Source organism: Streptomyces sp. NPDC002926 (assembly GCF_053591755.1).
Genome location: NZ_JBSFUK010000003.1, coordinates 92,804 through 105,747, shown reverse-complemented (window position 1 = coordinate 105,747; position 12,944 = coordinate 92,804). Strand labels below are relative to the sequence as shown.

The 12,944-nt window shown below is 70.4% G+C and carries 9 protein-coding genes and 2 pseudogenes; 6 read left to right on the top strand and 5 right to left on the bottom strand.

Going from position 1 to position 12,944, the window contains the following annotated elements:
* Positions 1-79 precede the first annotated feature (79 nt).
* From ACWDZ6_RS06860 to ACWDZ6_RS06840, 5 genes and pseudogenes are all read left to right on the top strand, one after another.
* A complete protein-coding gene (locus tag ACWDZ6_RS06860) occupies positions 80-1,069 on the top strand; it encodes a zinc-dependent alcohol dehydrogenase (protein WP_451502004.1) in 990 nt (329 codons plus the stop codon).
* A 78-nt stretch (positions 1,070-1,147) separates the two neighbouring features.
* Positions 1,148-1,546, top strand: coding sequence for a 6-pyruvoyl trahydropterin synthase family protein (locus ACWDZ6_RS06855; RefSeq protein WP_451502003.1), 399 nt, complete (start codon positions 1,148-1,150; stop codon positions 1,544-1,546).
* Between the two features lie 152 nt (positions 1,547-1,698).
* Positions 1,699-2,769: a glycosyltransferase family 4 protein gene (locus tag ACWDZ6_RS06850; protein ID WP_451502327.1), complete on the top strand. Its 1,071-nt coding sequence runs from the start codon at positions 1,699-1,701 to the stop codon at positions 2,767-2,769.
* A complete protein-coding gene (locus ACWDZ6_RS06845; protein WP_451502002.1) occupies positions 2,697-3,611 on the top strand; it encodes a class I SAM-dependent methyltransferase in 915 nt (304 codons plus the stop codon). The genes ACWDZ6_RS06850 and ACWDZ6_RS06845 overlap by 73 nt, the downstream gene beginning before the upstream one ends.
* Positions 3,608-4,438: pseudogene (locus ACWDZ6_RS06840) on the top strand (lysylphosphatidylglycerol synthase transmembrane domain-containing protein); the annotation flags it as partial. The gene ACWDZ6_RS06845 and the pseudogene ACWDZ6_RS06840, both read left to right, overlap by 4 nt.
* 273 nt (positions 4,439-4,711) lie before the next feature.
* Here the strand turns inward: ACWDZ6_RS06840 and ACWDZ6_RS06835 are convergent.
* A pseudogene (locus ACWDZ6_RS06835) lies at positions 4,712-5,212 on the bottom strand (RibD family protein); the annotation flags it as partial.
* A gap of 146 nt (positions 5,213-5,358) precedes the next feature.
* Complete coding sequence (locus ACWDZ6_RS06830) at positions 5,359-6,105, bottom strand: creatininase family protein (protein ID WP_389180749.1); 747 nt, start codon at positions 6,103-6,105, stop codon at positions 5,359-5,361.
* A 126-nt stretch (positions 6,106-6,231) separates the two neighbouring features.
* On the opposite strand from ACWDZ6_RS06830, the gene ribA reads away from it, so the two are divergent.
* Positions 6,232-6,882: a GTP cyclohydrolase II gene (gene ribA, locus ACWDZ6_RS06825; protein WP_451502001.1), complete on the top strand. Its 651-nt coding sequence runs from the start codon at positions 6,232-6,234 to the stop codon at positions 6,880-6,882.
* A gap of 31 nt (positions 6,883-6,913) precedes the next feature.
* Here the strand turns inward: ribA and ACWDZ6_RS06820 are convergent, their stop codons facing one another.
* From ACWDZ6_RS06820 to ACWDZ6_RS06810, 3 genes are read right to left on the bottom strand one after another with little or no spacing between them, the layout of a single operon-like run.
* The gene (locus tag ACWDZ6_RS06820; protein WP_451502000.1) at positions 6,914-9,820 is read right to left on the bottom strand and encodes an NHLP bacteriocin export ABC transporter permease/ATPase subunit; all 2,907 of its coding nucleotides are present in this window, start codon (positions 9,818-9,820) and stop codon (positions 6,914-6,916) included.
* Position 9,821: 1 nt separating this feature from the next.
* A complete protein-coding gene (locus ACWDZ6_RS06815) occupies positions 9,822-12,089 on the bottom strand; it encodes an NHLP family bacteriocin export ABC transporter peptidase/permease/ATPase subunit (RefSeq protein WP_451501999.1) in 2,268 nt (755 codons plus the stop codon).
* Positions 12,086-12,892: an HlyD family efflux transporter periplasmic adaptor subunit gene (locus ACWDZ6_RS06810; RefSeq protein WP_451501998.1), complete on the bottom strand. Its 807-nt coding sequence runs from the start codon at positions 12,890-12,892 to the stop codon at positions 12,086-12,088. Before ACWDZ6_RS06810 ends, ACWDZ6_RS06815 begins: the two co-directional genes overlap by 4 nt.
* Positions 12,893-12,944: the final 52 nt, after the last annotated feature.

The following is a 12,944-nucleotide window of genomic DNA, read 5'->3' as shown; positions in this document are numbered from 1 at the left end:
ATCAGGTGCCGCGTACCGTGTGCGCGGCTTCTCAAAAGATCAGTACGCGAATCGTCGCCCGATTGCTCAGGAGGCGCCAATGGAACGCGTGGCCCGTGCTTTCTGGCTCCGCTCTCCCGGTCACGGCGAGATACGGGATGTCCGCCTGCCGGCACCCGCCGATGACGAGGTGCTGGTGCGCACCCTCTGCTCCGGTGTGAGCCGTGGAACGGAGACCCTCGTCTTCCGTGGCGGCGTACCGGAGAGCCAGCACGCCACGATGCGGGCACCGTTCCAGGACGGCGACTTTCCCGGGCCCGTCAAGTACGGCTATCTCAACGTCGGCGTGGTCGAGGAAGGTCCGCGGCACCTGCTAGGCCGAACGGTCTTCTGCCTCTACCCGCACCAGACCCGGTACGTCGTCCCCGCGAGCGCCGTGACGCCCGTCCCGGACAACGTCCCCGCCCCACGGGCCGTGCTGGCTGGGACGGTGGAGACCGCCGTGAACGCCGTCTGGGACGCCGCGCCGCTGCTCGGCGACCGGATCGCCGTCGTCGGAGCGGGCATGGTCGGCTGCAGCGTCGCGGCGGTCCTGGCCCAGTACCCCGCCGTGCGCGTCCAGCTGGTCGACGCGGAGCCCCGGCGCGCCGCCATCGCCAAGGCGCTCGGTGTCGACTTCGCGCTCCCCGGGGAAGCCGCGGGTGACTGCGATCTTGTCGTCCACGCCAGCGCCACTGAGGAAGGACTCGCGCGCTCACTGGAACTCCTTGCCCCGGAGGGGACGGTTCTCGAGCTGAGCTGGTACGGCGACCGGCGGATCAGTCTCCCGCTGGGCGAGGCCTTCCACTCCCGGCGCCTGGTCGTGCGCAGCAGCCAGGTGGGGACGGTGTCCCCGGCCCGTGCCTCCCGCCGGACCTTCGCCGACCGGCTGGCGCTCGCGCTCGACCTGCTCGCCGACCCCGCCTTCGACGCGCTGGTCACCGGCGAAAGCGCCTTCGACGAACTGCCGGAGGTACTGCCGAGGCTCGCCTCGGGCGACCTCCCGGCGTTGTGCCACCGCGTTCTGTACGACGCTGCTGATCCGGCCTGAACAAGGAGACCAGGTCGGACGTACTACTCGACAGGCCCCGGCAAAGGGCCAGACGCGCCGCACCTGGAGGGTCGCCCGTTGTTCAGCATCACAGTCCGTGATCACATCATGATCGCTCACAGCTTCCACGGAGAGGTCTTCGGACCCGCGCAGCGCCTGCACGGAGCGACGTTTCTCGTGGACGCCACCTTCCGCCGTGCCGAGCTGGACGCCGACAACATCGTTGTCGACATCGGGCTGGCCACCCAGGAGCTCGGGACCGTCGTCGGCGAGCTGAACTACCGGAATCTCGACGACGCCCCCGACTTCGCCGGCACCAATACCAGTACGGAATTCCTGGCCAAGGTCATCGCGGACCGTCTGGCCGACCGGGTGCATGCGGGGGCGCTGGGCGATGGCGCACGCGGCCTGGCCGGCATCGCGGTGACCCTGCATGAGTCGCATATCGCCTGGGCGAGTTACGAGCGCACCCTGTGAACCGCGAGTGCGTCGGCCGCGAGCCCGTGAACCGGGAGTCCGCCGGCCGCGAGCCCGTGAACCGTGAGCCGGTGAACCACGGGCCCGTGAAGCGAGGCGCGGTGAACCGCGCCGACGTCACCGCGACGCCCGTACGCTCGGTGCACATCGTGATGCCCGGTGGCGTCGACGATCCGGCCGCGCCGAGTGGCGGCAATGTCTACGACCGCCGGATGTGCCAGGACCTGCCCGGCACCGGCTGGCAGGTCCGCGAACACACCGTCGCGGGCACCTGGCCGCAGCCCGGAGCGGCGGCGCGCGCCGAACTGTCCCGCATCCTGGCGGAGTCGGCGGACGGCACTGTCGTTCTCCTCGACGGACTCGTCGCCTGCGCCGTTCCCGACATCATCGTCCCCGAGACCGAACGGCTGCGCCTGGTGGTACTGGTGCACCTGCCGCTGGGCGACGAGACAGGACTCGCCCCCGCTCGGGCGGCGGACCTGGACGCCCTGGAGCGCGAAACTCTGCGCGCCGTCCCGGCGGTCGTGGCGACCAGCCACTGGGCGGCCCGCCGGCTCGTGGCCCACCACCGGCTCGCCGCGGGCCGGGTCCACGTCGCCGCCCCCGGCGCCGACATCGAGCTCTCGGCGCCCGGCACCGACGGCGCCTCGCGGCTGCTGTGCGTGGCCGCGGTGACCCCGCGCAAGGGGCAGTACCGGCTGGTGAAGGCACTTGCGGCCGTCGCGGACCTGCCCTGGACCTGTGTATGCGTCGGCGGCCTCGACCACGACCCGGGCTATGTCGCCGGTCTGCGGGAGCTGATCGAGCAGTCAGGTCTCGGCGACCGGGTCCACCTCGTCGGACCGCGCTCCGGCGCGGAGCTGGACGCGAGCTACGCCACCGCCGACCTCATGGTGCTCACCTCGTACGCCGAAACGTACGGCATGGCCGTGACCGAGGCGCTCGCGCGCGGCATTCCCGTGCTGGCGACGGCAGTCGGCGGACTCCCGGAGGCCGTCGGGCGCGCGCCCGACGGGAGCGTGCCGGGCATGCTCGTACCGTCGGAGGACCCGGCGGCACTCCCGGCGGCGCTGCGGCGCTGGTTCGGTGAGCCCGGCCTGCGCCGCCGGTTGAAGACCGCCGCACGCGACCGGCGCACCGCGCTGGACGGTTGGCAGACGACGGCGCGCAATCTGGCCGGCGCGCTGGAACAACTCCGACTCGAGCCCCGGAGGGCCGCATGAGTACGACCGACGCGCCTGGTTATGCGCCCGAGTGGCTGGAGCTGCGGGAGGGCGCCGACGCGGCCGCCCGCGCACCCGAACTCATCGAGCCGCTCCAGCACTGGCTGGCGGCTCAGGAGCGGCTGGCCTCCGGGATCGTGATCCGCGATCTCGGCTGCGGCACCGGCTCCATGGGACGCTGGCTCGCACCCCGGCTGAACGGCCCCCAGCACTGGATCCTGCACGACCGCGACCCGGCTCTGCTCGACCTGGCCGCCGTGCGAACGCCTCGTACGGCGGCCGACGGAAGCCACGTGACGGTCGCGACAGAACAAGGTGACATCGCCGGCCTGACCGCGGAAGACCTGCGCGGCGCCTCGCTGTTGACGGCTTCCGCTCTGCTGGACGTGCTCACCCGCGACGAGGTGGAAGGGGTCGCCGCCGCCTGCGCGGAAGCCGGATGCCCGGCCCTGCTGTCGCTCTCCGTGGTGGGGCGGGTGGAGCTGACACCGGCCGAACCGCTGGATGCGGAGTTCGCCGACGCGTTCGACGCCCACCAGCGCCGCAGCGGGCTGCTGGGCCCCGATGCCGTCTCGGTGGCCTCCGTGGCCTTCGCACGGCACGGGGCGATGGTACGGGTGCAGACCAGCCCGTGGCGGCTCGGTGCCGATGAGTCGGCGCTGACGGCGGAGTGGCTACGGGGCTGGGTCGGCGCGGCCTGTGAGCATCGCCCGGACCTGGCGGAGCGCGCCGATGAGTATCTGCGCCGCCGCCTGGAGGCGTGCGCGGCGGGCGAGTTGCGGGTGGTCGTCTACCACAGTGACCTTCTGGCGCTGCCGCGGCCCGCGGGCGTGACACCATGAGCGCGCAGACGGTCCGGGCCCGCGTCGGCACGATCGCCGGAGCGGGCATCCTCGCCGTACTGGTGTGGCGGCTGGGCACAGGCGCCTTCCTGGACGGGCTGAGCAGGATCGACGGCCCCACCCTGCTGGCCGCTCTCGGACTCGGCCTGCTCACCACCGTGTTCAGCGCCTGGCGCTGGCGCATCGTCGCCGGCGGCCTGGGCATCCGGCTGCCGCTGGGCCGGGCCGTCGCCGACTACTACCGCGCCCTGTTCCTGAACGCGGCGCTGCCCGGCGGCGTGCTCGGCGATGTGCACCGCGCGGTACGGCACGGGCAGAGCACGGGTGATATCGGACGCGGCGTACGCGCGGTCGTCCTCGAACGGACCGCGGGCCAGGTGGTGCTGATCGCCGTCGGTGTGACGGTGCTGCTCGCCCACCCGTCCCCGGCCCTGACGGAGACCCTGAGCCTCGCCACGTCACCGGTCATCGCTCTGGCGCTCGCCACGCTGGGCGGGCTGATGATCACGGTCGCCGTCCGGCTCGGCAGGAGGCCGGGTACGTCCGGATGGCGCCGCGCAGTCCGGGCCGCGCTGGCCGAAGCGCGGCTCGGACTGCTCGCCCGCAGGAGCTGGCCGGGAGTGATCATCTCGTCCGTCGTGGTGCTCGCGGGGCACCTCGGGACGTTCCTTCTCGCCGCCAGGGCAGCGGGGTCAACGGCGCCGTTCGTCCAGTTGGTGCCCCTGATGGTTCTGGCGCTGCTCGCCATGGCGCTGCCGCTGAACGTCGGTGGCTGGGGGCCCAGGGAAGGCGTCACCGCGTGGGCCTTCGGAGCCGCCGGCCTGGGCGCGGCCCAGGGGCTGACCGTCGCCGTGGTCTACGGAGTGCTCACCTTCGCCGCGAGCCTGCCCGGTGCCGGCGTGCTCGCCGGTCAGTGGCTCGCCCGGTTGCGGCGCCCGCAGGTCCAGCTCGAAGAGCGTGTCCTCGCCGAGGGTGGCGCGCCGTACGGGCGGGCGGAGGGCATCCCGCATCACCGGCTGACCGGCGAAGCGGAGCCCCGGAACGCCGTCGCCGAGCAGGACCGGTGCCACGGTGACGTAGAGCCGGTGCAGTGCCCCCTCGTCCAGGAAGCGCGACACGGTGACGCCGCCGCCCTCGATCAGCACCCGGCCCAGGCCGCGCCGGGCGAGCGTCTGCACCAGGCGGTTCGGGGCGAACGCGTCGCTGTCCGGCAGCGTCAGGATGTCGACGCCCTCCTGAACGGCCTTGTCGGTGTCACTGCCCGCCCCCACCACCCATAGGGTCGGCGCCGCCCCGTCGGTGAACACCCGGTGCGAGAGCGGTACGCGGCCGCGCGGATCGACGACGACGCGCACCGGGTTGGCACCGGGGCAGGCACGCACCGTCAGTTGGGGGTCATCGGCGACGGCGGTGCCCGCCCCAACGACCACGGCGTCGGCGAGGGCACGCAGGCGGTGCAGATGGCGGCGGTCCTCCTCGCCGGTGACGTAGTCGGCGTCGCCGGTACGGGTGGCGATGAACCCGTCCAGGCTCTGGCCGAGTTGGGCGAAGGTGAGGTGCGGACCGGCCAGGCACAGCGGCAGATAGCGGTCGGCGAGCATCACCGCCTCGGGCGAGGCGTCCTGCCTCCAGCGCCGGCCGCCGTCCGCGGCCCGGAACAGCCCGGCGGCCTCGGCGTCCGCCTCGGACCGGATGCCGCGCAGTCGCTCCCAGGCCTCTGCCGCATCGAGTTCGCCGCCGCGGCCGGTCATCGGGTCCCCTCCCGGGTGAGCAGGGAGACGTACTCACCGAAGGATTCGACAAGTCCGGTCAGCAGCTCCTTTCCCTTCTCGGGGGTCGCCATTGACGGGCGGCCGATGACACCGGATTCCGTATAGGCAGGCATACCGAGAGTGAGCAGGTGCTTGCGGTCGTCGGCAATGAAGTCGGAGGTTTCATAACCGGATCGGACGAGTTCGGGATGGGCGTGCAGCAATATCGATGTCTCCACTTCGCCGGCGTGCATGTCGCTGTGCGACGGGGTCTGCACACCTGCCCTTGCCCGTGCGGCATCCCAGTCCGCCGAGCCCGGGAAAAGCGCCATACGGATCCCGGTGCCGGCAGATTCCTGAACGACATTGCGTAGTACGTAATTTCCGCCGTGCCCGTTCACCAGAACCAGGGCGCCGATACCGGACCGGCGGAGCGAGTCGGCTATGTCACGTACGACGGCGTAGAGGGTCGCGGCCGAAATGCTGACGGTTCCCGGCCACGCGGCATGCTCGTGCGAGCACGAGAACGTCAGCGGAGGAAGGTGGTGAACGGGATGGGCGGCAGCGACCTCCCGGGCGATGGTACAGGCGATGACCGTGTCGGTCACCAGGGGAAGAAATGCCCCGTGCTGCTCGAAGCTGCCGATGGGAAGAACGGCGACACCGGGCCGCCGGGTCCTCACATCCTCCGTGGAGTCCGGTGGCAGCAGATCCGATGCCTGTGGCGTTCCCCAACCGCTCATGTCTTTCCGGCCTTTCGTTGTTCGCTCCGCGCGCTCATGGTCGAACGTGACGAAACGGGCAGCCCGTTGATACTTCTTCGTCATTTTCTCTCACACTGCCGGGAGTTTGCCAGATAGGATCGGGGCATGACAGAAAGTGATGGCGTGCTCAGCGACAGTGTTCGTCCATCAGGTGTCGAACGAGTGGTGGAAGTACGGCTGGCCACCATGCACGGCGAGTTTCTCGCTATCGGCTACCTGGACCGCGAAAGCGGGGATGAACAAATGGTGCTGGTATACGGCGATATCGAGAGGGACGGGGCGCTGACCCGTGTGCATTCCGAGTGTCTGACCGGAGATGTCTTCGGGTCCAAGCACTGTGAATGCGGCGATCAACTGTCCGCGGCGTTGCACGCCATCGTGACGGAGGGGCGCGGCATTCTCGTCTATCTCCAGGGTCACGAGGGGCGGGGAATCGGTCTGTTGGGCAAGCTCCGGGCGATGAAGCTCCAGGCGGAGGGGCTGGACACGGTGGAGGCGAATCTGGCCCTCGGGTTCCCGGCCGACGCCCGCGACTACCGGGTCGCGGCGGACATCCTGCACGACCTCAGCGTGCACTCCGTGCGGCTGCTGTCGAACAACCCGCTCAAGAGCGAAGCGTTGCTGCGGCACGGCATCAAAATCGCCGAGCCGGTTCCGCTGCTGATCCCGCCCCGCGAAGAGAACAGGTCGTACCTGTGGACCAAGCGGGACCGCCTCGATCATTACCTGCCGCACTTGGACGGCGCGATCGACTAGGCCGGCCGGCACCGCCCGCGCGGGCGGACCATCACGCCATCTGACGGCGCACCAGTTCGTGCAGATGGCCGCCCGCGTGCGCGAGCAACTGTGCCGGAGGCCCCTGTTCCACGATCCTGCCGTCCGACATGACGATGACGCGGTCGGCGTCCATGACTGTGGTCAGCCGGTGGGCGATCACCAGTCGGCTCGCGCTCAGCCTGCGGGTGCTCTCGATCACTATGCGCTGGGTCTCGTTGTCCAGTGCGCTGGTGGCCTCGTCGAAGAACAGGATGCGCGGGCGGCGGATGAGGGCCTGGGCGATCATCAGGCGTTGGCGCTGACCGCCGGAGATGGCTCCGCTGCCGGCGATCATGGTGTGCAGACCCATCGGCATGCGCTTGATGTCCTCGGCCAGGCCGGCCATCTCGGCGGCCTCCCAGGCCTCTTCCTGGCTGAAGGCCTCGGCGCCGCAGATGCAGTCAAGGATCGATCCGGTGAGTGGCTGCGCGTTCTGCAGGACCACCCCGCACTGACGGCGTACCGCGGACTGGTCCAGGGCGGCCAGATCCTGGCCGTCGTAGAGCACGCTGCCCGAGGCCGGCTTGTCGAAGCCGATGAGGAGCCGGAGCAGTGTCGACTTCCCGCAGCCGCTCGGGCCGACGATCGCCACGAACTCACCCGGCTGCACCTCGAGCGACACGTCGTCGAGGACGAGCGGGCCGTCGTCGGTGTAGCGGAAGGACAGTTTCCGGGCCGCTATCCCGCCGGAGAGCGCGCCGGGCTGAGCGCTGCTGCCGCGGACCTCCGGTTCCTCGTCCAGGACCGGCTTGACCTGTTCGAACATGGGCAGGACGGCAGCGGCCGAGACCAGTGCCCCGGAGATCTGTGTGACCGAGGTCAGGAGCATCGTCACGGAGGTGTTGAAGGTCAGGAACTCGCCGGCCGACATGCTGCCGCGGGCAGGACCGGCCAGCATCATGAACATGATGAGCGAACAGAGCGGCAGATAGACCGCGTCCAGGACCGTCGTCAGATTCCTGATCCGGCCCGCCCGTTGCTGCAGTTCGCGGGAGCGGGCGAACTCCCGGGCCCAGGCGGCGTACGCGAAACTCTCCGCCGCGGCGACGCGCAGCTTGGGCAGCCCGCGCAGGGTCTGGAACGCCTGGTTGTTGAGCTTGTTGCCGAGCTCGACCAGCTGCCGCTGCCACCGCAGTTGCCACAGGCCCATCCCGTAGAACACCAGTCCGATGACGACCAGCATGCCGATAGCGGCCAGCGCCAGCGGCACGCTGTAGCAGAGCAGCAGAACGAGGTTCATCACACCGACCGTGCCTGCCTGTACGGCGACCGGGCCGATACCGGCCAGCACCCGCCGGATGGCGCTGATCCCCATCGCCGCACTGGCCAGCTCTCCGGTGGAGCGCTCGGTGAAGAACTTCGTCGGCAGCCGCAACAGCCGGTCCCACACGGCGGGCTGGAGCGTGCTCTCCATACGCCCTTCCATGCGCAGCAGAGTCAGGTTCTGCAGCAGCATGAAAGAGGCGGACACAATGCTGGCGATCATGACGGCCAGTGACACCTGGACGATGAGGCTCCGCTCGGCCGTCGGCACGTACACACCGAGCACCTGGCCGGTCGCGATCGGCACCAGCGCGCCGAGACCGACCGTCACCAGCCCGGCGATCGCCAGATTGCGCAGGTCCCTGTGGGAGTCGCGCAGGCTGAAGTGGAGCAGCCGCCATGGGGTCATGGGACGTTCCGGCAGCGGGCGGTAGAACATCACGGCGCGCGGCTCGAACTCGTCCGCGCTGTCACTGCCGATGCGCCGTCGCAGACCCGATGCCGGGTTCACCGCCTCGTACCGCCCCCGGCGCCACAGCAGCGCCACCGGTGCTCCGGACTTGGCCCAATGGCCCACCAGGGGACCGGCGTTGGTGCGCCACCAGCGGCCGTCGAGCCTGACCGCGCGGGTACGGATCCGCGAGCCGACCGCGATCCGCTCGACCGGACTGACGCGGTCGCCCGCCGCGCCGCTCTTCGGCGGCTCGGAGAGGGTGATCCCGGCCGCCTCCGCGACCCGGCGGCAGACGGCGAACGTGGCGTCGTCGGTGGCCCGGTCCATGGCGGAGGTTGCCCGCCCGGTCCGGTCCTGCTTGCCGATGGAGGCCAGCAGCGCCTGGTCGGCCCGTGCGCGGACGGCTTCGCCCGCCTTGATGCCGGCCGCGGTACGGTCCTCGTGAGCGCGCTCGAGCCGTTCGATCCAGCGGTCCACCGCGGACAGCAGACGGTACTGCTGGTTGACCATCCGCTGCCACAGCGCGCCGTCGACCAAGAGGTCGCCCGCCGCCTCGGCGCTGTAGGAGGCGCCGTACTGCACACTGCCGGGCAGAACCGGCATCCACAGAATGTCGGCGTCGGCCACGGCCTCGTCGATGGCCGGGCGGTCCTCCAGCGGAGCCTCGAACAGGACGCCCAGGCTGCGGCCGATGCCGAGCGCGAAGGCATGTTCCAGCGGAGTCGGTGCCTGGTGCTGGGTGTCGTACTGCGCTGCGTACGGGTCGTACCCTCCGTGCTCGCCGTACTCGCTGTATTCGCCGTACTCGGGCCGGTACAGCTCCCGCAGTGTGATCCGGCGCAGCAGACAGTCCTGCGAGGGTCTGCCGAGCAGCGTGTGCTGCGGGCCTTCGACCGGGCCGAGCAGCAGAGTTCCGGCCTCGAGACGGCCGAGGAAGTGCCAGTGCCCCTGCTGAGCGGTGTCGACCGCGAACAGATCCAGCGACCCGCCCACGACAAGCCACAACACCTGCGGCCCCTCCAGCGGCACGCTGCGCAGGCCGCTGCAGTCGACGGGCGTGCCGAGGCCACCGAGCGCGTACGTCACCGCGTCGGCCCCGCCCGGCCCCACGACCCCGGGCTGCTGAGTGGACTGGTGGGCGGACGGATGTACGGATGACACGTCAGTGCTCCTTGACCAGCTCGGCGTACGGGCCCCCGGCCGCGACCAGGTCCTCGTGCCGGCCACGTTCGACGACCGAACCGTGGTCGAGGACCACGATCTCGTCGCTGTCGCGCACCGTGCTCAGCCGGTGGGCGATCACGACGCACGCGCAGCCGCGCCGCCGCAGATTGTCGATGATGGTCTGCTCCGTCTGCGCGTCCAGGGCACTCGTCACCTCGTCGAGGACCAGGATGCTCGGCCGACGGACCAGGGCCCGCGCGATCTCCAGACGCTGCCGCTGCCCGCCGGAGAAATTACGGCCGTCCTGCTCGACGCGGCTGTGGATGCCGTCCGGCCGCCGCGCGATGACGTCGTCGAACAGGGCGGCGTCCTTCAGGGCGGTGACAACGGCCTCGTCGGTTATCGACGGGTCCCACAGCGCCACGTTGTCCCGGACCGTGCCTTCGAAGAGGAAGACATCCTGGTCGACGAAGGAGACCGAGGCGGCCAGCGTGCTGCGGGAAATGTCCTCCAGGCGCTGCCCGTCGATCCGGATCGTCCCCTCCCACGGGCTGTAGAGGCCTGAGATCAGCCGCGAGACAGTGGACTTGCCGCTCCCGGATCCACCGACGAGCGCGACCTGCCGGCCCGGACCGACGGTCAGCGAGAATCCGGTGAGCAGCGGTTTGTCCAGCGGGCTGTAGCCGAAGGTGATGTTCTCCAGCGTCACATGGCCCTTGAGCCTGCGGGTGCTCGCGTCCCGTTCGCGGCGCGAGTACAGCGAGTCGACCGGGAAGCTCTCGACGTCCTTCAGCCGGGCCACATCGGCCGCGAAGTCCTGGATTCTGCCCGCCACTCCGTTCAGCCGGGTGATGGGCGCGGTGAACCGGGTCACCAGCGCCTGGAAGGCGACGAGCAGACCGATCGAGATATGGCCGTCGACCGCCCGCAGTCCGCCGATCCAGAGGATCAGCGCGCTGTTGAGCGCCGCGAGGGTGGGGGCGACGACGGCCAGTGCTGCGCTCGGCACGCCGAGGCGTTGCTGTTCCTCCAGCGTGGTGGCGTGCTGACCCGCCCAGCGGCGGAAGTAGCCGTTCTCGCCGCCGGTGGCCTTCATGGTCTCGATCAGCTGAAGGCCGGTGTACGAGGTGTTGGTCAGCCGGGCGCTGTCCGCGCGCAGCTTCTGGGTGTGGGTGGCCCGCAGCCGGATCACGATGCGCATCGCGACCACGTTGAGCAGCGCGATCAGCACGCCGATGACGGTCAGTTGAGGGTCGTACGTCCATAGCAGCAGGGCGTAGAGGATCACCACGACCCCGTCGACACCCGCGGCGGCGAGGTCCCGCGCCAGTGTTTCGGCCACCGCGTCGTTGGACTGCAGACGCTGGACCAGATCGGCCGGGCTGCGCTGGGCGAAGAAGGTGACCGGCAGCCTCAGCAGATGCCGCAGGAACCGGGCGCTGCTGAGCGTGGAGGAGATGATGCGTCCGCGCAGCAGGTTCGCCTGCTGGAGACCGGTGAGTACGGCGGTGAGCCCGACCATCGCGGCCATCGACGCGAAGAGCGGTCCCAGCAGCGAGGTCTGATTGCCGATCAGGAACATGTCGATGTATGTACGGCTCAGCGCGGGCAGCGCCGCGCCGACCGCGACGAGCAGGAGGCTGGCCAGCAGCGAGGCCAGCAGCGTGCCCTTTGTGCCGCGCATCCTCGCCGGCACGGCGCCCATGACCCCCGGCTTGCGGCCGCCGCGGCGGAAGTTGCCGGCGGGCTCGAAGACCAGGGCGACACCGGTGAAGCTGGTGTCGAAGTCCTCCATCGCCACGAAGCGGCGACCCTTGTCGGGGTCGTTGATGTGTACGCCCCGGCGGCCGAGCTTGCGTCCCATGCCGTCGTAGACGACGTAGTGGTTGAACTCCCAGAACAGGATGGCCGGCGCCTGCACCTCGGCGAGCGCTGCCGGTTCCATCTGCATGCCCTTGGCCTGCAGACCGTAACTGCGGGCGGCCTTCAGCAGATTGCTGGCCCGCGAGCCGTCGCGGGAGACGCCGCACGCGATGCGCAGCTCCTCGAGCGGGACATGCCGCCCGTAGTGCGCGAGAACCATGGCCAGCGACGCGGCACCGCACTCCAGGGCCTCCATCTGGAGGACGGTGGGCGTGCGAACGGCCCTCCGCTTCTTCACCTTGGGGGCGGGGGAGGGGGCACGGCGCGCGCGGCGAGGGGCCGGCGCGTTTTCGGGGCGGTGCCGCCCGCGGCCCGCCGGCGGCAGCTGCTGCTGCGCGGTCATGGAAGCAGCCAATCGATCGGATGCTGCTCGGCCAGGTGGATGGCGCCGGTGGCCAGGGTCATGGAGTCGATCGCGTACGGCGGCCCGTCCGAAGAGGACCAGGCGTAACCGGACTTGGTCCGCGACGACCAGTCCAGGCGCACCAGGACCGAGACGGGCTGGCCGTGCTGCGAGAACTGCTCGCCCAGCTGGCTGCTGCCGAGGAGGGCGGTGATCCGCTGGCGGGTCTGGGCGGTCCGGCCGACGGCCTTCACTTTGCCGCGCAGGACGCCGTACTGCTGCGTCGGCACCGACTGGACGGTGAGATCCACCGTGGCGCCCACCGGCACTGTCGATCCGCTGTCGGCCGGTACGTACAGCATCGCCATCAGGGGATCGTCGGCCTTGCCGACCCGCTCCACAGCCGCCACGTCCGATCCGGTCGTGACCACGGAGCCGATCGTGGCGGCGAGCGTGGTCAGCCGGCCCGCGGCGATCGTGCGGACGACGGTGCTGCCCTGTGCCGTACGGACCTTGATGAGGGGGGAGTTGGCGGGAACTCGCCGGCCTTCGTCGGCGAGTACCTCGGTGACCTGGCCGGCGACGGGGCTCTGCAGGACGTAGCTGCCCTGCGCGTGAGTGAGGATTCCGGGTGCGCCGATGGTGGACGACACGGAGCCGGTCACTGCCCAGACGGTTGCGGCGATCATGACGATGACCGTGACAGTCAGGACGAGCCAGCCCTGGGGCCGGGCGAAACGCACCGGCAGATCGATGTCCTCCGGCGACTGCAGCTTGGAAAGGGCCTGTTGGCGGAACTGCACGACACTCTTCCCTCAACTGCACTGGTTCTGTGGGGTATCAGCGCGGCTCTCG